The 26088-nt window shown below is 45.0% G+C and carries 25 protein-coding genes and 1 pseudogene; 22 read left to right on the forward strand and 4 right to left on the reverse strand.

The window, feature by feature from the left end:
- The first annotated feature begins 1 nt into the window (after position 1).
- The 14 genes and pseudogenes from fabD to ACERC8_RS02265 all read left to right on the forward strand — a co-directional run bounded on the left by fabD (position 2) and on the right by ACERC8_RS02265 (position 13337).
- A complete protein-coding gene (gene fabD / locus ACERC8_RS02200) occupies positions 2-931 on the forward strand; it encodes an ACP S-malonyltransferase (RefSeq protein WP_373658270.1) in 930 nt (309 codons plus the stop codon).
- Between the two features lie 4 nt (positions 932-935).
- The gene (gene fabG, locus ACERC8_RS02205) at positions 936-1670 is read left to right on the forward strand and encodes a 3-oxoacyl-[acyl-carrier-protein] reductase (protein ID WP_373658271.1); all 735 of its coding nucleotides are present in this window, start codon (positions 936-938) and stop codon (positions 1668-1670) included.
- A 232-nt stretch (positions 1671-1902) separates the two neighbouring features.
- The gene (fabF, locus tag ACERC8_RS02210) at positions 1903-3138 is read left to right on the forward strand and encodes a beta-ketoacyl-ACP synthase II (protein WP_373658272.1); all 1236 of its coding nucleotides are present in this window, start codon (positions 1903-1905) and stop codon (positions 3136-3138) included.
- Positions 3138-3614, forward strand: a complete 477-nt coding sequence (gene accB / locus ACERC8_RS02215) for an acetyl-CoA carboxylase biotin carboxyl carrier protein (RefSeq protein ID WP_373658273.1) — start codon at positions 3138-3140, stop codon at positions 3612-3614. Before fabF ends, accB begins: the two co-directional genes overlap by 1 nt.
- On the forward strand, positions 3611-4033 hold the full coding sequence (gene fabZ / locus ACERC8_RS02220) for a 3-hydroxyacyl-ACP dehydratase FabZ (RefSeq protein ID WP_373658275.1): 423 nt from the start codon (positions 3611-3613) through the stop codon (positions 4031-4033). Before accB ends, fabZ begins: the two co-directional genes overlap by 4 nt.
- A 282-nt stretch (positions 4034-4315) precedes the next feature.
- Positions 4316-5686 (forward strand): acetyl-CoA carboxylase biotin carboxylase subunit, encoded by a 1371-nt coding sequence (gene accC / locus ACERC8_RS02225; protein ID WP_373658276.1) that lies wholly within the window; start codon positions 4316-4318, stop codon positions 5684-5686.
- A gap of 220 nt (positions 5687-5906) precedes the next feature.
- Positions 5907-6773 (forward strand): acetyl-CoA carboxylase, carboxyltransferase subunit beta, encoded by an 867-nt coding sequence (gene accD / locus ACERC8_RS02230; protein ID WP_373658277.1) that lies wholly within the window; start codon positions 5907-5909, stop codon positions 6771-6773.
- A complete protein-coding gene (locus ACERC8_RS02235) occupies positions 6770-7540 on the forward strand; it encodes an acetyl-CoA carboxylase carboxyl transferase subunit alpha (protein ID WP_373658278.1) in 771 nt (256 codons plus the stop codon). The genes accD and ACERC8_RS02235 overlap by 4 nt, the downstream gene beginning before the upstream one ends.
- A 376-nt stretch (positions 7541-7916) precedes the next feature.
- A complete protein-coding gene (locus tag ACERC8_RS02240; RefSeq protein WP_373658279.1) occupies positions 7917-8270 on the forward strand; it encodes a VOC family protein in 354 nt (117 codons plus the stop codon).
- 1 nt (position 8271) lies between these two features.
- On the forward strand, positions 8272-8862 hold the full coding sequence (locus ACERC8_RS02245) for a GNAT family N-acetyltransferase (RefSeq protein ID WP_373658280.1): 591 nt from the start codon (positions 8272-8274) through the stop codon (positions 8860-8862).
- 41 nt (positions 8863-8903) lie between these two features.
- Positions 8904-9158 (forward strand): hypothetical protein, encoded by a 255-nt coding sequence (locus ACERC8_RS02250; protein WP_373658281.1) that lies wholly within the window; start codon positions 8904-8906, stop codon positions 9156-9158.
- Positions 9149-9388 (forward strand): annotated as a pseudogene (locus tag ACERC8_RS02255) (VOC family protein); the annotation flags it as partial. The gene ACERC8_RS02250 and the pseudogene ACERC8_RS02255, both read left to right, overlap by 10 nt.
- Positions 9385-10542, forward strand: a complete 1158-nt coding sequence (locus ACERC8_RS02260) for a hypothetical protein (RefSeq protein WP_373658282.1) — start codon at positions 9385-9387, stop codon at positions 10540-10542. The pseudogene ACERC8_RS02255 and the gene ACERC8_RS02260, both read left to right, overlap by 4 nt.
- A 143-nt stretch (positions 10543-10685) precedes the next feature.
- The gene (locus ACERC8_RS02265) at positions 10686-13337 is read left to right on the forward strand and encodes a valine--tRNA ligase (RefSeq protein ID WP_373658283.1); all 2652 of its coding nucleotides are present in this window, start codon (positions 10686-10688) and stop codon (positions 13335-13337) included.
- 113 nt (positions 13338-13450) lie between these two features.
- Here ACERC8_RS02265 and ACERC8_RS02270 read toward each other — a convergent pair whose 3' ends face one another.
- A complete protein-coding gene (locus ACERC8_RS02270) occupies positions 13451-14368 on the reverse strand; it encodes a hypothetical protein (RefSeq protein WP_373658284.1) in 918 nt (305 codons plus the stop codon).
- A 274-nt stretch (positions 14369-14642) separates the two neighbouring features.
- The gene (dcm, locus tag ACERC8_RS02275) at positions 14643-15905 is read right to left on the reverse strand and encodes a DNA (cytosine-5-)-methyltransferase (protein ID WP_373658322.1); all 1263 of its coding nucleotides are present in this window, start codon (positions 15903-15905) and stop codon (positions 14643-14645) included.
- 105 nt (positions 15906-16010) lie between these two features.
- Between dcm and ACERC8_RS02280 the strand changes: the two genes are divergently transcribed.
- The 3 genes from ACERC8_RS02280 to ACERC8_RS02290 all read left to right on the forward strand — a co-directional run bounded on the left by ACERC8_RS02280 (position 16011) and on the right by ACERC8_RS02290 (position 18955).
- Entirely contained in the window at positions 16011-17510 is a 1500-nt protein-coding gene (locus ACERC8_RS02280) for a MutH/Sau3AI family endonuclease (RefSeq protein ID WP_373658285.1), read from the forward strand.
- Between the two features lie 89 nt (positions 17511-17599).
- Positions 17600-17938: an HIRAN domain-containing protein gene (locus ACERC8_RS02285; protein ID WP_373658286.1), complete on the forward strand. Its 339-nt coding sequence runs from the start codon at positions 17600-17602 to the stop codon at positions 17936-17938.
- Positions 17939-18100: 162 nt separating this feature from the next.
- Positions 18101-18955 carry a bifunctional methylenetetrahydrofolate dehydrogenase/methenyltetrahydrofolate cyclohydrolase gene (locus ACERC8_RS02290; protein ID WP_373658287.1) on the forward strand — a complete coding sequence of 285 codons (855 nt, stop codon included), beginning with the start codon at positions 18101-18103 and terminating at the stop codon, positions 18953-18955.
- Positions 18956-18992: 37 nt separating this feature from the next.
- On the opposite strand, the gene ACERC8_RS02295 is transcribed toward ACERC8_RS02290, so the two are convergent.
- Positions 18993-19772 (reverse strand): MBL fold metallo-hydrolase, encoded by a 780-nt coding sequence (locus tag ACERC8_RS02295; RefSeq protein ID WP_373658288.1) that lies wholly within the window; start codon positions 19770-19772, stop codon positions 18993-18995.
- 108 nt (positions 19773-19880) lie between these two features.
- Between ACERC8_RS02295 and ACERC8_RS02300 the strand changes: the two genes are divergently transcribed.
- The gene (locus ACERC8_RS02300) at positions 19881-20189 is read left to right on the forward strand and encodes an Lrp/AsnC family transcriptional regulator (protein WP_373658290.1); all 309 of its coding nucleotides are present in this window, start codon (positions 19881-19883) and stop codon (positions 20187-20189) included.
- Between the two features lie 135 nt (positions 20190-20324).
- On the opposite strand, the gene ACERC8_RS02305 is transcribed toward ACERC8_RS02300, so the two are convergent.
- Positions 20325-21020, reverse strand: a complete 696-nt coding sequence (locus ACERC8_RS02305; RefSeq protein WP_373658291.1) for a hypothetical protein — start codon at positions 21018-21020, stop codon at positions 20325-20327.
- A 75-nt stretch (positions 21021-21095) separates the two neighbouring features.
- Between ACERC8_RS02305 and ACERC8_RS02310 the strand changes: the two genes are divergently transcribed.
- From ACERC8_RS02310 to guaC, 4 genes are all read left to right on the forward strand, one after another.
- A complete protein-coding gene (locus ACERC8_RS02310) occupies positions 21096-21707 on the forward strand; it encodes a DUF5052 family protein (RefSeq protein WP_373658292.1) in 612 nt (203 codons plus the stop codon).
- Positions 21708-21933: 226 nt separating this feature from the next.
- The gene (locus tag ACERC8_RS02315) at positions 21934-23181 is read left to right on the forward strand and encodes an MFS transporter (RefSeq protein ID WP_373658293.1); all 1248 of its coding nucleotides are present in this window, start codon (positions 21934-21936) and stop codon (positions 23179-23181) included.
- A 115-nt stretch (positions 23182-23296) separates the two neighbouring features.
- Positions 23297-24874, forward strand: a complete 1578-nt coding sequence (locus ACERC8_RS02320) for a hypothetical protein (protein WP_373658294.1) — start codon at positions 23297-23299, stop codon at positions 24872-24874.
- 162 nt (positions 24875-25036) lie between these two features.
- On the forward strand, positions 25037-26020 hold the full coding sequence (gene guaC / locus ACERC8_RS02325) for a GMP reductase (RefSeq protein ID WP_373658296.1): 984 nt from the start codon (positions 25037-25039) through the stop codon (positions 26018-26020).
- The last annotated feature ends 68 nt before the right edge of the window (positions 26021-26088 follow it).

Consider the following 26088-nt stretch of genomic DNA (forward strand, 5'->3'; position numbering starts at 1 on the left):
GATGACAAAAACAGCTTTTTTGTTTGCAGGGCAAGGGGCGCAGTGTCTAGGGATGGCACGGGACTTGTACGAGACCTATCCAATTGTCCGAGAGACCTATGAAGCAGCTAGCCGTGTCTTGGGCTATGATGTGAGGGACCTTATCGATACCGATAAGGTCAAGCTCAATCAGACCCGCTATACCCAGCCAGCCATGCTGGTGACTTCTGTGGCGATTTTCCGTCTCTTGCAGGAGCAGGGATTGGTGGCTGACATGATGGCAGGTCTGTCCTTGGGCGAATACTCAGCCCTTGTGGCAGCAGGCTATCTAGATTTTGAGGAAGCAGTCGCCCTCATCGCCAAGCGTGGGGAGTATATGGAAACAGCAGCTCCTGCTGGATCAGGCAAGATGGTGGCCGTCCTGAATACGGATGTCGCTGTCATTGAGAAGGCCTGTCAAGCAGTCGCTCACTTGGGTGTGGTCAGTCCTGCCAACTACAACACGCCAGCACAGATTATCATCGGTGGTGAGGTAGATGCGGTGGATGCGGCGGTAGAGCTTCTTAAAGAGGAAGGCGTCAAACGCCTGATACCACTGAATGTCTCTGGTCCTTTTCACACGGCACTCCTCAAGCCGGCGTCGGACAAGCTAGCACTTGCTCTAAAAGAAGTGGCCTTTCATGAGGGAACTTGTCCTGTCGTGGGCAATACCGAGGCGGCTATTATGGCGACTACGGACATTCCAAGTCTGTTGACTCGTCAGGTCATGGAGCCTGTACGGTTTTACGAGTCGATTGCTACCATGCAGGCAGCTGGGGTGACCAATTTTATTGAGATTGGTCCGGGCAATGTCTTGTCTGGCTTTATCAAAAAAATGGACAAGACATTAGCTTGTCAATCAATTGAAACATTAACTGATTTAGAAAAATTATTAGAAAATATTGGAGGATAATACTTTGAAATTACAAGGGAAAAATGTGTTTATTACTGGTTCAACACGTGGTATTGGATTGGCTACTGCTCATAAATTTGCCAGTCTGGGTGCCAATGTCGTAATCAACGGTCGTGGGGAGATTCCAGCAGAAACGCTGGCTGCCTTTGAGCCCTACGGTGTCAAGGTGGTGAGCATTTCGGGAGACATTTCCAGTCAAGCGCAGGCCAAGCAAATGGTTGATAGAGCCATCGAAGAGCTGGGAAGTGTGGATATTCTGGTCAACAATGCCGGCATTACCAAGGATGGTCTGGCCATGCGGATGACGGAAGAAGACTTTGACAGCGTCCTCAAAATCAACCTAACAGGGGCCTTCAACATGACTCAAGCTGTCCTAAAACCTATGACAAGGGCACGTGAGGGGGCGATTATCAACCTCTCGAGCGTGGTTGGTCTCGTGGGCAATGCAGGGCAGGCTAATTATGCAGCGTCTAAGGCAGGATTGATTGGCTTGACCAAGTCCATCGCACGGGAAGTGGCAAGTCGCAATGTGCGGGTCAATGCCATTGCCCCAGGCTTTATCGAGTCGGATATGACAGCTGTGTTGGCAGATAAGATTAAAGAGGCGATGCTGGGACAAGTCCCGATGAAACGCTTTGGACAGGCGGATGAAGTGGCTGATGCGGCAGTCTTTCTGGCTAGTCAAGACTACCTCACCGGTCAAGTGATTGCCATTGATGGCGGCTTGACCATGCAATGAGAGAACAGTTGAGTAGGGGTGTAAAAGCTGATGACATCAGCTAAACAGCCCTGATGATTGTGGCGAGCCTTGCTCGCTCTATCCACAACCTCAAACAGCCATCTTCAGGCTGTTTGAGTTGTGCAACTCACGATTTCTCGCCTTCAAGGCGCAAACATCCTGAAGCACTCAGCCACTGCGTCTCGTTAATGTGACAGTTGTAAAAATCGTACAGTTCAAAAAGGAGAACACCATGACAAAAAACAATCGTGTCGTCGTTACAGGATACGGTATTACTTCCCCAATCGGGAACACGCCAGAAGAATTTTGGAACAGCCTATACACAGGCAAGGTCGGTATTGGCAAGATTAGCAAGTTTGATACGAGCGAATACAGTGTCCATAATGCCGCGGAAATCAAGGATTTCCCTTTTGACAAATACTTTACGAAAAAAGACACCAATCGCTACGATGACTACTCGCTCTATGCTCTCTATGCGGCAGAAGAAGCAGTCACCAATGCAGGCTTGACGCCAGACACGTTAGATAGAGACCGCTTTGGAGTGATTTTGTCGACCGGTATCGGTGGGATTTTGGAAATCGAGCAACAAGTGGAGCGAATGAACACCAAGGGTCCCAAGCGGATTCGCCCGATGGCTCTGCCAAAAGCCCTGCCAAACATGGCAGCAGGAAATATCGCCATGCGATTTGGTGCCAATGGGGTCTGCAAGTGTGTGATTACGGCCTGTGCATCGTCCAATGATGCCTTGGGGGATGCTTTTCGTGAAATTAAATTCGGCTTCCAAGATGTCATGCTGGCTGGTGGTTCAGAAGCAGCCATTACGCCATTTGCCATCGGTGGTTTCCAGGCCTTGACCGCTATGTCCACGACCGAAGACCCGCTTCGCGCGTCGATTCCTTTTGACAAGGACCGAAATGGCTTTGTCATGGGTGAAGGTGCAGGTGTTCTGGTCTTGGAAAGTCTGGAACATGCCCAAAAACGTGGGGCTACAATCTTGGCGGAAATCGTGGGTTATGGCAATACCTGCGATGCCCACCACATGACCTCGCCGAATCCAGAAGGTTTGGGGGCTATTAAAGCTATGAAGTTGGCGCTTGCAGAAGCAGGCATCGAGCCAGCAGATGTGGACTACATCAACGCCCACGGGACTTCTACTCCTGCCAATGAGAAGGGCGAGAGCGGCGCGATCGTTTCTGTCTTTGGAACCAATACGCCTGTGTCCTCAACCAAGTCCTTTACAGGTCATTTGTTGGGAGCTGCGGGTGCGGTGGAAGCTATCGCTGTTATCGAAGCGATGAAACATGCCCATGCGCCGAAAACGGCTGGTACGACAGAAGTATCTGACTACATTGAGGCGGATGTCATCTATGGACAAGGTCGAGATATGGCTATTCGCTATGCCATTTCCAATACCTTTGGCTTTGGTGGTCACAATGCAGTCATTGCATTTAAGAAATGGGAGGGCTAATGGAATTAGCAGCAATTAAAGACTTAATGGCACAGTTTGACAGCTCAAGTCTCCGTGAATTTTCTTATAAAAATGGCAGCGATGAGCTTGCCTTTAGTAAAAATGAAGGCAGCGCTTTGGCTGTGGCACCAGCTGCTCAGCCTACGGTGGCGAATGCTGCCCCCCAAGCGCAAACGCCAGTCGTTCCCCTAGATGAGCCTGCGACTGCTAGCTCTGCCATTGTCCCAACAGCACAAGCCGAAGGGGAAGTGGTGGAGAGCCCGCTCGTCGGTGTGGCCTACCTGTCGCCCGCTCCAGACAAGCCAGCCTTTGTGGCCGTCGGGGACAGTGTGAAGAAGGGACAGACCCTGATGATCATCGAGGCCATGAAGGTGATGAATGAAGTGCCAGCTCCACGTGATGGGGTTGTCACAGAGATCTTGGTGGCCAATGAAGCGGTCATCGAATTTGGACAAGGATTGGTGCGCATCAAATGATGGATATAAACCAGATTAAAGAGGCGCTGCCTCACCGCTACCCGATGCTCTTGGTGGATCGGGTGCTGGAGATGACAAACGATACGATTGTCGCATTGAAAAACGTGACCATCAATGAACCCTTTTTCAATGGGCATTTTCCCCAATATCCAGTCATGCCGGGTGTCCTCATCATGGAAGCCTTGGCGCAGACCGCAGGTGTTTTGGAGTTGTCCAAGCCTGAAAACAAGGGCAAGTTGGTCTTTTATGCGGGCATGGACAAGGTCAAATTCAAAAAACAAGTCGTTCCTGGAGATCAGCTCGTCATGACAGCGACCTTTGTCAAACGCCGTGGCACGATTGCAGTCGTTGAAGCCAAAGCCGAAGTCGATGGCAAGCTGGCAGCGAGCGGGACGCTGACCTTTGCGATTGGGGCTTAAACAGTCCAGTGGACTGTTTAAGGTTCGAGCCTGAAAATCAGAAAGCGAGAATACAGAAATCGCTAACGCAGAGCGTTCGATGTTGTTGTCCTATCCCCGCAAGACTTCCAGAGTCAGTTAAGTGACTCTGGAAGGTTCGAGTCTGAAAATCGGAAAAGGAGCAGGTTGGTCACAAGCCTAGCGAAGTGAACGACCCAACAGCTACTGCGATAGAAAAGTTTTCATTGGAATCGTTTAGTTAAGGGAAATCCCTTTGCGAAACTGCCATAAAGAGAGAAAAGTATGTTCAAAAAAATCTTAATCGCCAACCGTGGCGAAATTGCGGTACGGATTATTCGTGCAGCGAGAGAATTGGGAATTGAAACGGTGGCGATTTATTCGCAGGCGGATAAAGACGCCCTTCATGTGCTCTTGGCAGATGAGGCGATTTGTGTCGGACCTGCCAAATCGATCGACTCCTATCTGAATATCAATGCAGTGTTATCTGCTGCAGTTGTGACAGGTGCAGAAGCCATTCACCCCGGGTTTGGATTTTTAAGTGAAAATTCCAAGTTTGCGACCATGTGTGAAGAGGTAGGCATTCAGTTTATTGGTCCATCTGGTGCCGTCATGGATACCATGGGGGATAAGATCAATGCCCGTTCCGAGATGATCAAGGCTGGTGTTCCTGTCATTCCTGGTTCAGATGGAGAGGTCTTCTCTGCTGAGGAGGCGCTAGCCATTGCGGAGAAAATCGGCTATCCAGTCATGCTCAAGGCGTCAGCTGGTGGTGGCGGCAAAGGGATTCGTAAGGTCGAAAAGGCTCAAGATCTTGTTCCTGCCTTTGAGTCAGCCTCGTCAGAAGCCAAGGCAGCGTTTGGCAATGGTGCCATGTATTTGGAGAAAGTGGTCTATCCAGCTCGTCACATTGAGGTTCAAATCCTCGCAGACAAGCAAGGGCAGGTGATTCACTTGGGCGAGCGGGACTGTTCGCTCCAGCGAAACAATCAGAAAGTCCTTGAAGAAGCGCCGTCTATTGCGATTGGACAAACCATGCGCCACAAGATTGGGCAGGCAGCAGTGCGTGCAGCTCAGTCCGTTGGTTATGAAAATGCAGGAACGATCGAGTTTCTCTTAGACGAAGCTAAGGGTGAGTTTTACTTCATGGAGATGAATACCCGTGTCCAAGTCGAGCACCCCGTGACGGAATTTGTGACAGGTGTAGACATCGTCAAGGAGCAAATCCGCATCGCAGCAGGACTGCCGTTATCGGTGACCCAAGAGGAGGTCGCCATCACAGGTCATGCCATTGAATGCCGTATCAATGCTGAAAATCCAGCCTTCAACTTTGCACCGAGCCCTGGTAAGATTCGCAATCTCTACCTGCCCAGTGGTGGTGTGGGCTTGCGGGTTGACTCAGCTGTTTACCCCGGCTATACCATTCCGCCTTACTATGACAGCATGATTGCCAAGGTCATCGTGCATGGGGCCAATCGGTTTGAAGCTCTGATGAAGATGCAGCGGGCCCTCTATGAGCTGGAGATTGAAGGGGTTGTGACCAATACAGACTTTCAGCTGGACTTGATTGCGGACAAGCGAGTAGTGGCAGGGGATTATGACACCGCCTACTTGATGGAAGAATTTTTACCGCATTACCAAGCCACTCATGACTAAAATAGGAAGATACACACGAGAAGAGAGTGGGACAAAAATCGGTAATTTCGAAGAAATTCGATCTTTTCGTCCCACCTCCGCACAGTTGACTAGGACTGTAAAAGCTGATTTATCAGCGAGTTAGAGGCCAGTCAACCACTGCGTCTTGTACAATAAACAATATAGTGTTAAGAGGCCAGGACTTTTGTCTCGACTGCCTCTCTGCTAAAAAGGAGGAAGAATGGCTTTATTTTCACGAAAAGAAAAATATATCCGTATCAACCCCAATCGCTTTGCCCGAGAAGTCCGTCCACAGGTCAAGCCTGAGGTGCCAGACGAACTATTTTCCAAGTGCCCTGCCTGCAAGCAGACCATTTATCAGAAGGATTTAGGGCTAGAAAAGACTTGTCCATCTTGTCAGTATAACTTTCGGATTACAGCGCACGATCGCTTGACCCTGACAGTGGATGAGGGGAGTTTTGAGGAACTGTTTACAGGGATTGAGACCAAGAATCCTTTGGACTTCCCTCACTATATGGAAAAATTACAGGCAACCCGTGAAAAGACTGGTCTGGATGAGGCAGTGATGACAGGGACCGCTATGATTGAGGGACAGAAAGTGGCACTGGGAATCATGGATTCTCACTTTATCATGGCGTCCATGGGGACGGTCGTGGGTGAGAAAATTACCCGTCTGTTTGAGCATGCGACGCAAGAATGCTTACCAGTCGTCCTCTTTACGGCTTCTGGAGGAGCTAGAATGCAAGAGGGGATTATGTCCCTCATGCAGATGGCCAAGATTTCAGCTGCTGTCAAACGCCATTCCAATGCAGGGCTCTTTTACCTGACGATTCTAACAGATCCGACCACAGGTGGGGTCACAGCCAGCTTTGCCATGGAAGGGGACATCATCTTAGCCGAACCGCAGACCTTGATTGGCTTTGCAGGACGGCGTGTCATTGAAAGTACTGTACGGGAAACGCTACCCGATGATTTCCAAAAGGCAGAGTTTCTCTTGGAGCATGGTTTTGTCGATGCGATCGTCAAGCGGCAGCACCTGCGTGAGACCATCGGTCGCTTAATTAGTCTACATGGAGGTGTGCGATGAGTGACATCGGAAACATCATCAAGCAGGCCAGAGACCAAGCTCGCTTGACCGCTCTGGATTACGCTGAGCTCTTGCTGGATGATTTTATGGAGCTGCATGGTGATCGGCATTTCAGAGATGATGGGGCGATTGTTGGAGGTGTCGGTCGATTGGCAGGTCAGCCTGTGACCTTGATTGGTATCCAAAAAGGAAGAAACCTTCAGGACAATCTGGACCGTAATTTTGGCCAACCTAGTCCAGAGGGTTACCGCAAGGCCCTGCGTCTTATGAAGCAGGCGGAGAAATTTGGTCGCCCTGTTATTACCTTTATCAATACTGCGGGCGCTTATCCAGGTGTCGGAGCAGAAGAGCGTGGACAGGGAGAAGCTATTGCCCGCAATCTCATGGAGATGAGTGACCTAAAAGTGCCGATTATCGCCATCATCATCGGTGAGGGTGGATCTGGTGGAGCTTTGGCTCTAGCAGTGGCGGACAAGGTTTGGATGCTGGAGCATTCTATGTATGCGGTGCTTTCGCCAGAAGGCTTTGCTTCTATTCTCTGGAAAGATGGCAGCCGTGCCATGGAGGCGGCTGAGCTTATGAAAATCACCTCTTATGAGCTGCTCAAGCTGGATGTCGTGGATAAGGTTATCCCCGAATATGGGCAATTTACAAATGAAGTTGTCGCTACACTGAAAAGTGAATTGATTAAGGAACTTGACCACTTACGCCAACTGCCGTTAGAAGAGTTATTAGAAGCCCGTTACCAACGGTTTAGAAAATATTGATTTTTTGGGCAATAGGTGTTGCTATTCTGTTAAAAAGATGATAGAATTAACCCATCAGAGGTGTTTTGAGAAAACAACTGTACAGAAAGTGGTGAGGCTGAGAAATCCGCGAGTTGGTCAAAACTGGTTGCTGATGTCTAAAACTGAACAAACAAAGTTGCGGGTACAAGCCCGAATTTGGGTGGTACCGCGGAAATCGTAACAGAACTTCGTCCCTATCTAGCGCAAGCTGGATGGGGATTTTCCATATCTCTTAGTGAGTGCCAGTTGCATAGCAACTGAGCAGAGTTTAGAGATATGGATGCAGTTTGAACGGAGTGAAAACTGTAAACTGATGAATTTGGAACCGATATTAATCTAGAAAAGGAGAATTGTGATGGATTTAAATCAATTAGATATTGTTGTCAGTCATGTTAGTCAATCTAGTGAACAGTTGGAGAGATTGCTTGGTCTTGTAGCAGATTATAAAGATGAGCATTTTGCTCAGTTCACTGTCGGTAGCCATTGTCTGATGCTATCGGATAAAGCGATTATCCCATTGGAGCAGTTCCAATCTGGTATTATTCTGCACATTCAAATAGAAGATGTAGATGTGAAATATCAGGCCCTTCAAGAATCGGGAGAGATGATTCTGAATCCACCAACGAGGACTGACTGGGGGACATATTCCCTAATTGTTCAAGGTCCTGAAGGTATTGTCCTAGATTTCTATCAACTCCAGGAGAACTAACATGAGCAACAATCACAATACTGAAGAAAAAATCAGTCTGCCGAATCTTGAGACTGACCGACTTTACCTGCGAGAACGCACCGTTGCAGATGCAGAAGCGGTGTTCGAATATGCTAGCTTACCAGAGGTCTCCTGGCCAGCAGGTTTTCCACCTGTCAAAACAGTTGAAGATGAAGTGTATTACTTAGAGCATGTTCTGACGAAACGTAATGCAGACCATCATTTGCCATCGGGCTATGGGATTTGCCTCAAAGGGACAGATAAGGTTATCGGCTCTGTTGATTTTAACCTGCGCCATGCGGATGATGTCCTAGAAATGGGCTATACTCTACATCCGGATTTTTGGCAAAAAGGCCTTATGACCGAAGCTTGTCACGCTTTTTTGGAAGCCGGATTTACACTTCTCAAGCTTCATAAGATTGAAATTGCGTGTTATGATCACAACCAAGCTAGTCGAAAATTGGCTGAAAAGCTTGGTTTTACCTTAGAAGCAACCATCCGTGACCGTAAGGATGCCCAAGGGAATCGCTGTGCTAGCCTCCGCTATGGCTTGCTGAAGAGTGAGTGGGAGAAAAATGTGCCATTGAACTAAACTTAGAGTATCAAACTTAGTTTGGGAAGGAGGAAGTCCTGATGAATGAATTGCAGTTCCTGATTTATACTGCTGAACAGTTGCAGGAGACCGTCCAGGTCATTATTCGTGGAGAGACGATTTGGGTCAGTCCAAAAGAGATGAGTCGGCTGTTTGGTATGGGAGTGCCTGCTATTAACAAGCATCTCAAGCATATTTTTGAAGAAGGTGAGCTGGATGAGCAGGCAACTATTTCCAAAATGGAAATAGTTCAAACTGAAGGCAATCGAGAGGTTCTGCGTCAGCTGATTTTCTAGATGCAGGCTATCACCGCTGCCGAACAGGGCTGAATCACCTAGCCTTCTACGGTGGCAGTCGTGAGCAGATTGACCAACTCAGGCAGGATTTGATGACCAGAGGAGTCAAACTCCTCTACGATGACCGCTACCCCTACGCAGGAGGAGACAGTCACTACGCCCTCTACTGTGAAGACCCTGATGGAGTCAAAGTGGAGGTGGTGGGGGAAGGAGGAAAAGAAGAAAAATGAGAAGAACAAAACTAGCAATTATTTCAATTCTCGCTTTTATAATCTTTCTTATTTTACTACCATTGCTAGCAGAAATGAATATCATGGGGGTGTTGTTTAAATATTTAAAGCTATATTTTTCATCAGATAGCAACAAAGATTATTTTGAAGTTGTCTTATCAGCAATTGCAATTTTTACAACCTTTATTCTATTTGATTGGCAAAATACAATAGAATCACATAATAAACAGCTCGAACGAAAAGAAGAGAAAGAGAAACAAGAGAAACTATACTTAGAACAGCGAGAACGAGAACGTGCATTTTTACGACCGTTATTTTTGGCGGAGTTACAAGGAAAAAATTCAGCAATTAGATTATTCATTAGGGAAAGTGCCCCCCTTACTAACATTACAATTTACTATCAAAACATAGCAAACGAAAATTTTCAAGAGAAATTTGTTGGGAATGCTGTTTCTGGAGATTGTATTTTTAGATTCGATTCGGATAAACTTGAGTCAGCAATCATTGAGTGTAGAACTTACCTAGATGAAAATATTTATTTTCAATATCACGTTGGAAACAATTTGCTTCACTACAGAATAGTTGATGGAGAAGATTTAAATTATATCAGGGAGATACTAAAAAGACGTATTTTAAATGATAGTATTGAAAATAACTTGAGTCATATGATAGAAATATATAATATTCAATTGCAACATTCAGTCTATGAATCACTTTTTTTCAATAAATTTATAGATTTTTTCTCAAGTCACACGCAATATTGGATAACGTCAAAAGAAGATAAACTGTTTAAATTATCTGTGATACTTGGAGAAAATAATATTGAAACCTCCTTGAGTCGTTCCATTGGTTTAGATAGTAAAGAAGACTATGCCCAAACTCCAGAGATATTTTTTGAATTATTGGAGGTAATAAATAAGTATTTAAAAGATTGCTGGTATACGAGTTGTGAGGAAGCTGAACAAGAGCGAGACTATTTCATAAGCAATATAAGAAACTACCAGGGAACAGAAATAGGAAGCTATATTGAGCGATTTGAAAATGAAATGATTAATCGCGAACTGATGACTCAATACATAGATGATTTAATAATGTATTTGCAAAACAGTAAAAAATGGTTGATTTTCCTCTTAGGTGTGTTGAAGTCTATTTAAAAAGGTATGTGTCTATTTCTAAAGAAAGATTGGGATATCCAAATGAAATTGAACATGTTAAAGAACAAATTAGGAATGACTTGAGAAAAGTGTTTAGTAAATATATTTAAAAAAAGGCAATGAATAAAAGAAAGGACCACCCCATGTCAAAAGAATTATCACCAAAATACAATCCAGCTGAGGTAGAGGCTGGTCGCTACGCTAAATGGCTTGAGGCCGATGTCTTCGCACCGTCTGGTGACGAGACAGCCAAGCCCTATTCTATCGTGATTCCACCGCCAAACGTGACGGGTAAATTGCACCTTGGGCACGCTTGGGACACGACCTTGCAGGACATCATTATCCGCCAGAAGCGCATGCAGGGCTATGATGCCCTCTGGCTACCTGGCATGGACCACGCAGGGATTGCCACCCAAGCCAAGGTGGAGGAGCGCCTGCGGGAGCAGGGCATTTCGCGCTATGCCCTCGGTCGTGAGAAGTTTTTAGAAAAGGTCTGGGAGTGGAAGGAAGAGTACGCCACCACTATCCGCGAGCAGTGGGGCAAGCTGGGCTTGTCCTTGGACTACCAGCGTGACCGCTTTACGCTGGACGAGGGCTTGTCAAAAGCCGTGCGCAAGGTCTTTGTCGACCTCTACAAGAAAGGCCTCATCTACCGCGGTGAGTTCATCATCAACTGGGACCCAGCCGCTCGTACCGCCCTATCCGATATCGAGGTGATTCACAAGGACGTGGAGGGAGCCTTCTACCACATGACCTATATGCTGGAAGATGGCTCGCGCGGTCTAGAAGTAGCGACCACACGACCAGAAACCATGTTTGGTGATGTGGCAGTTGCTGTCAACCCAGAAGACCCACGCTACAGGGACTTGATTGGCAAAAACGTTATTTTACCAATCATCAACAAAGCAATTCCAATCGTGGCTGACGAGCATGCCGATCCAGAATTCGGAACAGGTGTGGTCAAAATCACGCCAGCCCATGACCCGAATGACTTCCTCGTTGGGCAACGCCATGATTTGCCACAAGTCAATGTCATGAACGATGATGGCACCATGAACGAATTGGCGGCGGAATTTGCTGGCATGGATCGCTTTGAAGCCCGCAAGGCAGTCGTTGCCAAACTAGAAGAGCTTGGTAGCTTGGTCAAAATCGAAAAACGGGTGCACTCCGTAGGACATTCTGAGCGTTCAGGTGCTGTCGTTGAACCACGCCTGTCCACCCAATGGTTTGTCAAGATGGACGAGCTGGCCAAACGGGCGATTAGCAACCAAGAGACTGACGATAAGGTTGATTTCTACCCCCCACGCTTTAATGATACCTTCCTCCAATGGATGGAAAATGTCCATGACTGGGTGATTTCACGCCAGCTTTGGTGGGGTCACCAGATTCCTGCTTGGTACAATGAAGCTGGTGAGATGTATGTTGGCGAAGAAGCCCCAGCAGGTGAGGGCTGGGTGCAGGACGAGGACGTGCTGGACACTTGGTTTAGCTCTGCCCTTTGGCCATTCTCCACGATGGGCTGGCCAGATACGGACAGTCATGACTTTAACCGATACTTCCCAACCTCAACCCTTGTTACAGGCTACGACATCATCTTCTTCTGGGTGTCTCGCATGATTTTCCAATCGCTGGAATTTACTGACCGCCGCCCATTCAAGAATGTCCTCATCCACGGTCTCATCCGTGACGAGCAGGGGCGTAAGATGTCCAAGTCTTTGGGCAACGGGATTGATCCAATGGATGTTATCGACCAGTACGGTGCAGACGCCCTGCGTTGGTTCCTTTCAAACGGCTCTGCCCCAGGTCAAGATGTTCGCTTCAGCTACGAGAAGATGGATGCTTCTTGGAACTTCATCAACAAAATCTGGAACATTTCCCGCTATATCCTCATGAATCGTGAGGGGTTGACCCTTGAGGAGGCACGTGCCAATGTGCAGAAGGTCGCTAAGAGCCAAGCTGGCAACGTGACCGACCGCTGGATTCTCCACAACCTCAATGAGACCATTGCCAAAGTCACAGACACCTTTGAGAAGTTTGAGTTCGGTATCGCTGGACACCATCTCTACAACTTCATCTGGGAAGACTTTGCCAACTGGTATGTCGAGCTGACTAAGGAGGTCCTCTACAGCGACGATGAGGCAGAAAAAGCCATCACCCGCTCCGTCCTCCTCTACACCCTTGACGCCATTTTACGCCTGCTCCATCCGATTATGCCGTTTGTGACCGAGGAGATTTTTGGGCAGCTTTCTGATAGCAGTATCGTGGTAGCCGCTTATCCAGTGGTGGATGCTTCTTTTGCCAATAGCAGAGCTGCGACAGAGGTCGAGAGCCTGAAAGATCTGATTCGTGCGGTTCGTAACGCCCGTGCTGAGGTCAATGTCGCCCCAAGCAAGCCGATTACCCTCCTGATTAAGACCGCAGACAGCGAGCTAGAAGCCTTCTTTAAAGCCAATATCAACTACATCACCCGCTTCACCAACCCAGAGAAGCTGGAGATTGGCGCAGCTATTGCTGCTCCAGAGCTTGCCATGTCAGCCGTCATCACAGGCGCTGAAATCTTCCTGCCGCTAGCAGACCTTCTCAATGTCGAAGAAGAGCTAGACCGCCTCCACAAAGAGCTCGCCAAATGGCAGAAAGAACTGGACATGGTGACCAAGAAACTCGCTAACGAGAAATTCATCGCCAACGCCAAACCAGACATCGTCCAAAAAGAACAAGACAAACAAACCGACTACCAAACCAAATACGATGCCACCAAAGCACGCATTGCAGAAATGGAGAAGTTGGTGAAGTAAGCAGATAAAACTGTATTTCAATAACCGATAAACCCCAGCAGATTGTTGGGGTTTTTGGTATGAAAATAAGTACAGAAAATTTCTGTACTTAAAGCACTATTCTAAAAATTTTATTACTTGGTTAGTTCATCAAGTTCGTCATCGGACAGGATACTACGATTGGTAAACTGAGTAATATTTGTATAAAAGCTATCAAACTGTCTGGGATTTTTGGATAGTTCATCTTGAGCAAATTGTTTGTACTTACTCTTTGAATCTATATACTGATTCTTTATTAGCTCTTTCTCTAAGTAACGATTTGGTACCGGTTTAGCATTACCATTCTTATGATATCCAAAAGTTCCTGCAAGTTTTTCTTTATAAGGGACAAAAATGATTGTTCGGATAAATTTAATAACTTGAAAGTGATAACGTTTTGTAATGAGTACTTTTGGAAGAAGGAGTAAGGGTTGATTATCAGCACCAAGAATATAAGGAGATTCAAGGTTTTCCCACGATTCAGAGTCACTATTCCAATATTCTCTGAAGTTATAGTTCTTTGTAGAAATTGGAATGCCATGAATTCTAGCTTGTTCTAGAGTATATTCGACAATTTCTTTTTTTAGTAGGCTAACTAATAAATCAGAGGTTCTATCTTCGGCAAATTTTGGTGAAAGGATTGATAAAGCGGTCAGGGTAAGTAAATTTTTTCTGCTGTTATCATCTGCTTTAGCAACAAGCTCAAAGAACTTTAATAGCATTTCTTGAGATGCGCCCTTACCCAAAGATTTTCCTTTAGATAAACCAAGATGAATGTAGTTACATTCTTGAGAATGACTGAATAATTCTTTTAATTTAGCTTGGTTATTTTGTTGGTAGAGTTTAAATGCTGTTCTAAAAAAATGTGCAACTTTTTGGTGAGCTTTACCAAAAATAGGATGCAAGTTGTTAGAGTAAAGTTTTGTAGGGTCTATAAATAGCCTAGTATCTGTTGTGGTATCTAGATTTAAAAAATCAATTTCATGATGTTTGAGATTAATAATTTTATTCATTCATTTTCCTTTTCATTTTAATTATGGAAAAAGAATTAGTTGAGTTAGTTTACTTTTTTATCAAAAATTGATATAGTTTTACAGTAGGTTTTAGAATAGTGCAGTACTTAAGTTGCCTTCTCTTCTAATTCTTAATGAAAGCTGGTAGGTTGCCGCCTATCAGCTTTTTCCATATGTTAATTATATCAAAAGTAGTGCAAAACTACAACAAAAAACACAACATATAGTGTCTCTTGTTCCGTGGGACACCATATGTTGTTTTTTTATGTTTTTATTAAATACTCTTGATATATTCGCCAATTTTTTTCACGATAGCTGTGACCAGAGCGTTACCCATAAAGAACATTCTCATTTTATCAGAGACGTCAACAATAGTTCCGTCAGAGAGTTTCTTCTTGGAGGTCCAGTTGTCTGGGAAGTCTTGGAGGCGTTCGGCTTCAACGGGTGTTAAGAGTCGATACTTGTCATTGACATAGAGCAGATGAGTGGAACGATTGACAGTTCCCTCAGATGTTAGCATGGTTCGGCCAGGTAAATTCAAGTCATCATAGGGAGACATTCCTCCTTCGGAGTAGGTGTAGGTGTGGCCATCAGCCGAGGTGCGCTCGATTTTCTTAGGTCCTCTGAGGTACTGGAATTTTTCCAGTTTTTCAGGTGAGGTCAGGAAGTATTTTTGAGGAACTTCTGACTCGTCTTGGAGAATTTGACCAAGCGTAATCGGTTGACCGTCAAAATTTGGTTCGGTATCAATCGAGTAGTATCTTCCGTGTCGCATGACGCCTGTGTTCCAAACAGTACCTGTGAAGTTATCTGAAACCTCAACGATATCATTGGTCAACTCATAGTAAACTTGACGATGTTTAACAGGTGTTTGCTTGATTGGAAATTGGGTGGCAAAGAGGCCTGTTTGATAGATGTAATCGTCATAGCGTTTTTCGTCAAAAACTTGGTCGTTTTGCTCGAATTCTTGGTCTAGTTTTTTTGCAAAAGCCGTATCGTTACGATAGACAAAGAAAAAGACTCGACGGCGGCGCTGGCTGCGGCCGTATTCGGCAGCATTGATGACCCGCCATTCAACAGAATAGCCAAGATTGTTAAAGGCTGCCAGCATAATGGCAAAGTCACGACCTCTTTGTTTGGACGGGGCTTTTAGCAGGCGGTCAACATTTTCCAAAATCAGGTATTTAGGTTGAATAATGCGGGTCGCTCGGATAATCTCCCAGAAGAGGACCCCTTTTTTACCTTCAATCCCTTGCTCGTTCTTCTTGCTTCTAGCAACAGAATAGTCTTGACAAGGGAAGCCACCGACAATCATATCCGCATCCATCATAGCGAGTTCTTCGTCGGTAATATCAGAAATGCTGATGTTTAAGTTTTTGCTATCTGGGAAGCGGTAGTCGTAGACTTCAAAAGCGTCTTGAGACTTGCGTGAAGGCTCCCATTGATTGGCCCATTTGGTTTGGAAAAAATCCTTGTCTGCCTGTTCAAGCCCTATACGGAACCCTCCCACGCCAGCGAATAATTCAAGTACGTTCATCATATCCTCAATCTATAGGTTTATTTCTTTATTATACCGCATTTTTTGCATTCGATCAACTATTTAATTTGCTATAATGGAAATATAGAGTAGCAGGAGAAGTGTATGGTTAGTTATCAAACGAAAGAGCAGATCCACAACAGAGCTTTAGAAGCTGTTGGGAAGACAATGGCAGAGCTGATGGCCAATATGCCCGAGAAAAAATCTGGCAAGAAGTCCCAAGTAGGAGATGCTTGGGAATCTTGGTTTGGGGTGGATAAAAATAGCATTGCTGGAGCAGATTTGTATGAAGCTGGCGTAGAGCTAAAGGCCACGCCCGTCAAAATTCTCAAAAACGGTACCTATTCAGCTAAGGAGCGATTGGTATTAAATATTATCAACTACATTGAAGAATACGACAAGGTATTTGAAACCTCCTCATTTTGGTTGAAAAACCAGTTTATGGAACTTGGGTTTTACCTGCATGACAAAGAATTACCTTGGACAGATTGGCAAATCTTAAAGGCTGCTCTCTTTCAGTTTCCTGAAAATGACCTGGAAATCATCAAACAGGACTGGGAGAAAATTCATGATTATATTAAGTCGGGTCGAGCACATGAATTATCAGAAGGGTTGACCCTCTACTTGGGTGCTTGTACAAAAGGTGCCAATAGCAAATCTGTTCGAGACCAACATCCGAATCTAAATGCTCCCAAAGCCATGCAAAGGGCCTATTCTTTGAAAAGCAACTATATGACCTATATTTTAAGGGAATTTATTTTTGGTGGCCGAGAAGATGACAATATTCGCTTAAAACCCTTTGAAAATGAGGTTCAGGAGCGTCAAGTAAGGTATCAGAGCGGTCATCGTCTTATTGAGGATGTTTCCATTTTACAAAATATCCGCTTGGAAGACTATATTATTCATCAACTTGCCCCTTACAAAAACAAATCGGTCGAAGAGCTAGCAAATCTGTTTGACATTCCAAAGCAGAGTAATGGGAGCTATCCTAAGTCGATTAATGCCCTCTTGATTAATCGGATGTTGGGGTTGGACAAGAATCTTGACGAAACGGAAGAATTTTTCAAGGCCAATATTACGGTTAAGACCATACGAGTAACTAATAAGCAGACCATTAAAGAAAGTATGAGTTTTCCTGCTTTTAAATTTAAAGAGTTGGTTGAAGAGGAATGGGAAGGATCGACTCTTCGAGATATTTTTGATGCCACGAAATTTTTCTTTGCTATTTTTCAAGAGAATCAGGATGGAATCTATTATTTCAAAGGGGCAACATTTTGGACCATGCCCATTGCTGATTTAGACGGTGTCGTTAAGGCTGCTTGGCAGGAAACGGTTGATACCTTAAAGCGTGGTGTTCAGTTGATTTATCAAAATGGGCGTGTGACAAATAATCTCATTTCAAAATCAGAGGGAAGAACAATCCACATTCGTCCACATGCTCAAAAAGCATCTTATGTTGCTAATAATCCTAACTCTGATCAGTTACCGGTTCCTGCTCGCTGGACTAATAAACCGGAGGCCTTTTCTAGTGACTACATGACCAAGCAATGTTTTTGGTTAAATAATGACTATGTCTTGGCACAAATTTCAGATTTGCTGGATTAGTAAACAGTTGGTATTATTCATAATTAAATAGCAAGCCTATACCTTTTCTGCTATAATATTAATAAAAACGACTACAAAGGAGAAACATCATGACATTTACAGGCTACGAACCAAGTCGCAATGTGGAGGATTTTCATTTAGCAGCCTTTGCCTACTATGATGGCTTAGAGGTTGTAGACCAGCTAAAGCCAGGGACTTATTTGGATTTGTTGGCGGAGCCGACCAATCCTTATGACTCAGAAGCGGTAGCGATTTTTTACAAGGGCAAAAAGCTCGGCTATGTGCCTAAAGACCGTAATACCTTAATCAGTCGTATGATGTTCTACGGTCACGGTGAGATTTTAGAAGCGCGTATCCAGATGGTTGATTTGACCGTTCATCCCGAGCGTCAACTGCGTGTGGTGGTGAAATTTAAGGATAATCGGTAAGCATCCCAGCTTATTATCTCTTAATTGACGACATCAACTGAACAAACTCAAAAAATTAAACTGTACAGAAAATTATCGCTAACTATTAGTAAGGATAAAAAGTACGTGCTTTTTGTCTTTTTTTTTGGTAGAATGGTGGTATCAATGGAGATAGGAGTTCAAATGGCAACATTAATTGATGGAAGAGGCATAGCAAATCGTTTGCAAGAGCAACTAGCAGAAAAAGTTGCTCAGATGAAGGAAGAGCATGCTATTGTCCCAGGTTTAGTCGTGATTTTGGTTGGTGATGATCCTGCTAGTCAGGTCTACGTTGGCAACAAGGAGCGGTCAGCACTTGCCGCTGGGTTTAAGAGCGAGGTGGTAAGAGTACCTGACATTATTTCTCAGGAGGAGTTGCTGGCTCTTATCTCTAAATACAATGTGGACGCCAGTTATCATGGGATTTTGGTGCAGCTCCCTTTGCCTAAACATATTGACGAAGAGGCTGTTTTGCTAGCCATTTCTCCAGAAAAGGATGTTGACGGTTTTCATCCGATGAACATGGGACGCCTCTGGAGCGGACACCCCGTCATGGTGCCTTGCACGCCTGCTGGGATTATGGCAATGGTTGAGGCTTATGGTGTCGAACTGGCTGGCAAACGAGCGGTTGTGATTGGTCGTAGCAACATTGTCGGCAAGCCAATGGCACAGCTGCTCATGGATAAAAACGCAACGGTGACGATTGCCCACTCTCGCACCCAAAACTTGCCAGAGTTGGCGCGTAGCGCAGACATTTTAGTCGTTGCCATCGGTCAGGCTAAGTTTGTGACCAAGGAATTTGTCAAGGAAGGTGCTGTTGTCATTGATGTGGGCATGAACCGTGACGATAATGGCAAGCTCTGTGGTGACGTTGATTTTGACGAGGTCGAACCACTAACAAGCCTCATCACACCTGTTCCAGGTGGGGTCGGTCCCATGACCATCACCATGCTACTAGAACAAACCTATCAGGCAGCCATGCGCACAGTGAACATCTAAGAGACCTACAAAAAAACGCCAGATGGCGTTTTTGAGATTAAAGTATTATTATTTCTCCGTCTTGTGGAATATGTAAACGGTCAGCAAATTCGTGTTGCTCAGCAAAAGTAGCAAGTTCCTGACGAGACAGTGCCCAGTGGTTGATGGCTTCCATATGAACGGAGATGAGAGTAGCAGGTGTATGCTGGGCAACAGCAAGAACATCTTGACTATCCATGACCACTCTTCCTAGTCCTTCTACAGCATTGCCACCTGCATTAAGAACGATAATGTCTGGTTGGTAGCGGTTGATAGCTATTTTGAAATGGTCATTCCAAAAAGTATCTCCAGCTAGGTAAAGCGTTTTTTCGTCGTCTGCTTGGAAGACCACTCCACAAACAGAGCCAATGAAGTCTCTAACTTCTTGGGGATATTGGTTGAGGTTTTCGATATGTTCCCCATTAGTTTTGTGGAGGGTAATACCACCAAAGCTAGTGGTTTGCGTCAACACACGAACATCGGTAAAACCAGCAGCTGCTATCACAGTAGCGTCAGCTTCATCTTGGACAAAAATCGGAATGCTTTTATCCAGCACCTCAGTTGCCACCTCATCCCAATGGTCTTGGTGGAGATGGGTCACGATAATGGCATCAATACCAGTAGTGATGGCTGTTCGAGTAAATGGTAAATCTACGAGAGGATTTCTGCTGGTGTTACCCGTCACCGCACCTTCAATCGGAGGGTATTCACCTTTATCGGCTAACATTGGGTCAATAAGAAACGTCTTGCCTGCATAGATCAAGCGAGCAGTTGATTGGCGAATGTGATGGAATTTCATGGTCTTATCCTTTCAAAAATGATAGGACTATGATACACTAAAAGCATAGGAAGATACAGGTGTTTTCAAAAGTATTTGCCCTAAAAACTTTAGTTTAGAAAGAAAGATATGCTAGACCAGACAGACCGCCAGATACTGACCCTCTTGCAAGCTAATAGTCGGTTGAAAATTAAGGATATGGCAGAAGCTGTCCATTTGACAGCTCCTGCTGTGACGGCTCGCCTACAGAAAATGGAAGAACAAGGTGTTATCCAGCGTTATACCGTAGAACTCAATCGTCATCAAACAGGGTGTATGGTTCATGTTCTAGTCTTAGTCACTTTAACAGAAGGTAACCACCAATCCTATAAGGACTATGTTAGTCGGTTTGCCTATCATGTTGACCGCCATTATCGGATTGCTGGAAATGTATTTTGAAAAAATAGAAGATTTATCACATTTTCTTGATGGTCTAGAGCGATATGCTAGTTATCAGGTATCCACTGTGGTTAATTTTATTGCATTTGATGATTAGCGAATAGCAATTGTATTTTTTATCATGTCAGATGATTCTTAAAATGCCTCCTCATCAAAGAGGTTGTTTTTAATGGAGGCCCCTGATGTAGTGTCTGACCAGCCGACGATGGCCTGCCCTGTCTCGGCTAGATAGCTAGCGAGCATCGGCTTGATGTCTTGTACCTGCTGAAAAATGCCCTGAAACTGGTTATTATCGTAAAGCCCTTGATAGGACTGGATGAGTATCTGATCAAAAGAGGTGGCAGGCAAGAGCAGATGGACGGCGTGTTCAGGTTTAGTCAGAACTTCTTGAATCAGCCAGTTCTCAACAGGGGTTTGTTCCAGCTCGTCAAAGAAGAAGGGGTCTTTGGGTTTCTGGTTATGGTAGATGAGGTGATTATCTTGGTCGGTGATGGCAGCGTGTAAGGGTAACTTATCTAGCCAGTGCAACGGCTCTGGTTGACCAACTGTCATCAAGTAACTGGCGAGGGCTAAGCTGGTTGATATGTCCCAATCTTCTGGGGTTAAGTTGGGGAGCTCAATGAACTGTTCTGTGGTGCTGGCTGTCAATCTAAAGGTCGGTTGATGATCATCGACCCTTTGCTCAATCAAAGTCAGCTTGTTAGGGCTCATCTGCTCAGTCATCTCATCAACAAGCTCTAGGGTGATAAATGCCTTGTACAGCTCGGCTATTATCCTCCAAAAAGCCTTATGAGAAGGGGTCTGGGGTTGGGCGAAAAATCGTTTGTTCATAGGTCTATCATAGCACAAGGCGGACGAGGGAGCAAGTTTGTGGTATAATGAGGGAAACGTAAAAGGAGAACATTTATGAGAAAAACAATAAAACTCGGGCTGGTGACCGCCCTTGGTCTACTGGTGTTAGCAGGATGTCAGAGCATGACCGACTTTTTTAAGACCACACAGGAGCAGTATCTGGGTTTATCAGGGACGGTGCGAACCTTTGACGAAAACTCGCAAGTGATTGACAAGTTGACAGGCAAATCAGTATCTATCCAAAGCGATGATCGGTTTGATATGACCGATGAGCTGGGCAATATCAGCAAGGAATCCTCCGTTCTTGATGTGACGATTGGGTCTAGTCAGGTCTTGCATGTGGGGTCAACCCTGATTTTTTCTGAGGATGGCTTGACAGATTACATGGATAAGTATGGGGCTAGTGTGGAGCTTGAGACTGATGACCGTTCCTTGCCTTTTGTCAATCGTTTCTTTAATCAAATCAAAAACGACTGGACTGGTCAGAGCAAACTGATTCTCATTCGGTCGCAGAATGGGACGCCGCTAGCGACTTATTTTGGAAACAAGGTATCGACCTCTGCGCCAAATGGCATCCCCAATACGACCTATCTGCTTATCGATGGCAAGCGTTTGATTATCTATCGTGCAGACTTTACGATTTACGACACGGATTTGCTTGATTAAGTAGAAAATCAAAAGTAAACTAGCAGCTGTTGCTAAGGTTAACTTGCTTTGAACTCTAAGCCTAAATATAAAGTAGTAGAAATTGAGATGGTGACTATCTCAGTTTCTTTTTATATTTAAAATTAAATAATCATTTAATTTTAAAAAACCATTGACTTTATAAAAATATCTGTTAAAATAAAATTAAATAAACGTTTATCAAAAAAATAGTCGTGAGGTTTACACCATGAAAACAGTTTTGAAAAATAAGCTCTTTTTGACCACTTTTGTCGCAGATGCGATTTCTAACTTCGGAGACACCTTGTATTATCTGGCTCTGATGAATTACGTCCTCCTTTTGCCCAATAGTCAGCTCGCTATTTCAGCAGTGACCTTATCAGAAACCCTGCCCATGCTTTTTAGCTTTGCTATGGGGATCAAAGCCGATCAGACCAAGAAGAAGCTGGAGATGATTATGGGAACACTGGTCTTGCGTGTCGGTCTCTACAGCTTGATTGGTTTCTTTATGGGCTTTGAGCCTAGTTTGTGGGTGGTGCTGGCTGCCAGTGCAATTAACTTTATCTCAGATTTGGCTGGTCAGTATGAAAATGGACTGTATAGCCCGATTTCCCTGCGGGTGATTAAGGCTGAGGAGAGGGAACAAGCCATGGCCTTTCGTCAATCTAGTTTCTCTTTGCTCAGTATTGTGTTTAAGTTTAGCGGAGCTCTGCTGATTGCGGTTATGAGTTACCAGCACTTAGCCTTTTTCAACGCAGCGACCTTTGCAGTAGCGGCGCTTATTATGCTAGTGATTAAGCCTAAACTCACTGCACTCTTAACTGCCGATCCGATTAAAGACGTTGAAGCCCCGATTGAACGCCAAAACTTTTTGGTTCAGATGTGGGAGAGTTCCAAGCTGGTTATTCGGGAAATTAAACAAATCCCTGCTTTGCGGACGGTTATGACAGTTATTCCTCTAATGAATGCTGTTTTCAGTGGATTGGATGTGCTCTTTCTATTTGCTGCTAGTCAGAATACCAACATGATTATCGTGAATCTGCCCTTTACCCTGACCCTCATCAGTGCGGCAGCCATGTCTGGTCGGATTATCGGCGGTATGCTGACCATGTCAGTTGCCAAAAACTGGGAAGTGACAAAGCTCGTGCGCCTGTCAGCCCTAGCTCCAGCTCCTCTCTTCTTAGGACTCTTGCTGGGCAACACCTACCTGATGATTGCTGTCCTCTTTGTCACCATGGTCAATGTCGGCATTGTCAATCCGAAAATGAATGCCCTTATAATGAATGAACTGCCAGAAGAACGCTTAGCAACAATTTCATCAGGCATTAGCACCTACTTTACCGCGGGTATCCTCTTGGTGCGCCTGCTCTTATCAGGGCTGGTATTAGTCCTTGCACCGACACCATTAGCTTTATTGTTCCTTATCGCTTCTATTGCTCTTGTTATTTGGACATTTTTTGGAAATAGCAGAGCTTAAAGCCAGCAACACTCGTTGTTAGACCTTGTATCGTCTGGCTTTGACGCATCAGCCTAGACGGTTGAATTGATAAGGGGTATAATAGATATAACAGATTGCGATTAAAGGAGTTGCCATGACCTATACCTACCATGCTCATCACAGCCAGATTGTCGACTATCTCTACGTTCCCCTCTTTATGCTTAAAAAAGAAGGAGACTTAGAATGGGATATAAATCAAAAAGAAAAAGATATTTTGAGCGATGTCTGGCATATTAAAGAAGAGATAAAAGATAAACTATCACCCTTAGACGAAGACCTCAAACGTTATAACCTCTGGAGTGAAGCTTATGCCATTTCCCACATTCTTTACATTATTCTACTGGACAAGGGGGATGACCCCAAGACCCTGTCTGAGGCTCTTGATCTCTTTGAAACCTTGTCTGAGGAGGATATTATCAAAGCCTATCAGATGACTCTGGCACGCTCCTATATTGAAGAGGAGATTGAGGCTGTGCCTCTCTTGACCTATCTGGACAAGGTCGAGATGTCTGCCGAGAATAAGTGGTACTGGTATCAAGCCATCAACAGCCCTAAAGAAACGGTAGAGGGTTTGATTAAGGTCTTGCGTCAAGTGGAGACCATCTATGCGCCTTACTATGAGCAGTTTGCGTCAGAGCGGCAGTCTTACTTGGAGGCCTTCGGTCTAGAGTCCTTTTTCGCCTATGTTCCGATGGCAGGGATGTCGAACATGGCTGAGCAGTACCAGACGACCTATGAGTTGATCTTGCTCAGTCCTATTCACATCAGGGTCATGGCTATATTTTTCACGAAGGAATTTAGCCTTCCTATCTGGCTGGTGACTTCTACTCGGATGGATCAGCTGTTGAACCAGCGAGATGTCTTAGATATGGATAGCTTCTCAACTATTCTCAAGACCATGAGTGATATCAGCCGTTATCAGGTGCTGACTGAGTTGATTCAACCCCATGCTAAGAATAAGGTCATTGCAGAAAAACTAGGCATTACAGGAGCGGCGGTCTCCTTTCATACCCAAAAGCTCATCAATTCCAAATTGCTTTTGGTTGACCATGATAACCAAACGACCAAGTATAAACTTAACGAAGGTCTCATTCAGCAGATGATAGACAAGCTTACTGGTGATTTTAACCTAGAGCAAAAAACTTCAGAACAAAAAACAGTAACGGAGGAGAAGGAAGATATGCCCGTTATGATTAAGGACGGGATTTGGTATGACCAGGCTGGTCGCCCTCTGACTGATGAGGAAAAAGCCCAAGTCAAGGATCAGGTCTACGCTGAGTTGGACAAAGACCTCAAGGATACAGGCTTTGAAGGTCTCATTAAGAAATTTATCAAGTATCTGATGGCCAAGAATGGCAAGGGATTAGGTAAATATTTGCACATGGATAGCCAAAAAACGCTAGTGGGCTGGCAACCAGAGGCGATGTCGTCTGTTGTTAATGAGCAACCTCTGCCGACGGACAGCAGTGAATTAGCCGAAGAGCTAATTGATGTCGAAGAGGATTTGGCCGATGTGGGTGAGGAATTGACGGATGTTAACTCAGAAATCGAGGACTTGACCACCGAGTTGGAGAGCTTATCAGTTAATTTAGCACGCCTACAAGCTGAAGAAGAACGGTTGAAAGCCCGTCGCCAAGCTATTTTAAAACGTTATGGTGAGCTATCACATTAACAGGTCATGAAAATAGTTCGTTTTTAACGAACTATTTTTGTTTTTATTTATACAAAATTTGAAATAAGCGACAGTTGTGGTAAAATAATTAAGGAAAGGCAAGTTTTTGCCTAGCGATGCGATAGCATAGGAAGGTCAATTATTTAGTCAAGGAGTTACCTGATGTACCATAATTTTCCAATTTTCGACTACGAAGATATTCAACTCATCCCTAATAAGTGTATCGTCCGTAGTCGGTCTGAAGTAGACACGACAGTTGAGTTCGGCGGTCATCGCTTCAAACTACCAGTGGTTCCTGCCAATATGCAAACCATCATTGATGAGGCGGTAGCTGAACAGTTGGCTCGCGATGGGTATTTCTACATCATGCACCGTTTTGATGAAGCAGCTCGCCCTGCATTTATCAAAAAAATGCACGATCAAGGGCTGATTGCGTCCATTTCGGTGGGGGTGAAGGACTATGAGTATGATTTTGTGACGTCACTAAAAGCTGATGCGCCTGAGTTTATCACTATTGACATCGCTCATGGTCATGCGGACAGTGTGATTGATATGATTAAGCACATCAAAAAAGAGTTGCCTGAGACCTTTGTGATTGCGGGGAATGTCGGCACACCAGAGGCGGTGCGTGAGCTGGAAAATGCGGGTGCTGATGCGACTAAGGTTGGTATCGGTCCTGGTAAAGTCTGCATCACCAAGGTCAAGACTGGCTTTGGCACTGGTGGTTGGCAGCTGTCTGCCTTGAAGCTCTGTGCCAAGGCAGCCAGAAAACCGATTATTGCTGATGGGGGCATCCGTACCCACGGTGATATTGCCAAATCCATCCGCTTTGGGGCGAGCATGGTCATGATTGGGTCGCTCTTTGCAGGGCATATCGAAAGTCCAGGTCAGTTGATTGAAGAAGATGGTCAACTCTTCAAGGAGTATTTTGGATCTGCTTCTCAATTCCAAAAGGGGGAACACAAAAACGTTGAAGGCAAAAAAATTCTCCTCCCGGCCAAGGGTCATCTAGCCGATACCCTCAAGGAAATGACGGAGGACTTGCAATCGTCTATTTCTTATGCGGGTGGTCACGATGTGGATGCCCTGCGCCATGTGGACTATGTGGTGGTCAAAAACTCCATCTGGAATGGGGATAGTATCTAGTAACAGGAAAAAGCTGGTCAGTTAGGACTGGCTTTTTATAAGACGAACTTCTGTGGCAAACAGTAATA

Origin of the sequence: Streptococcus sp. E29BA (assembly GCF_041807805.1) — a bacterium.
Classification (GTDB): Bacteria; Bacillota; Bacilli; order Lactobacillales; family Streptococcaceae; genus Streptococcus; species Streptococcus entericus.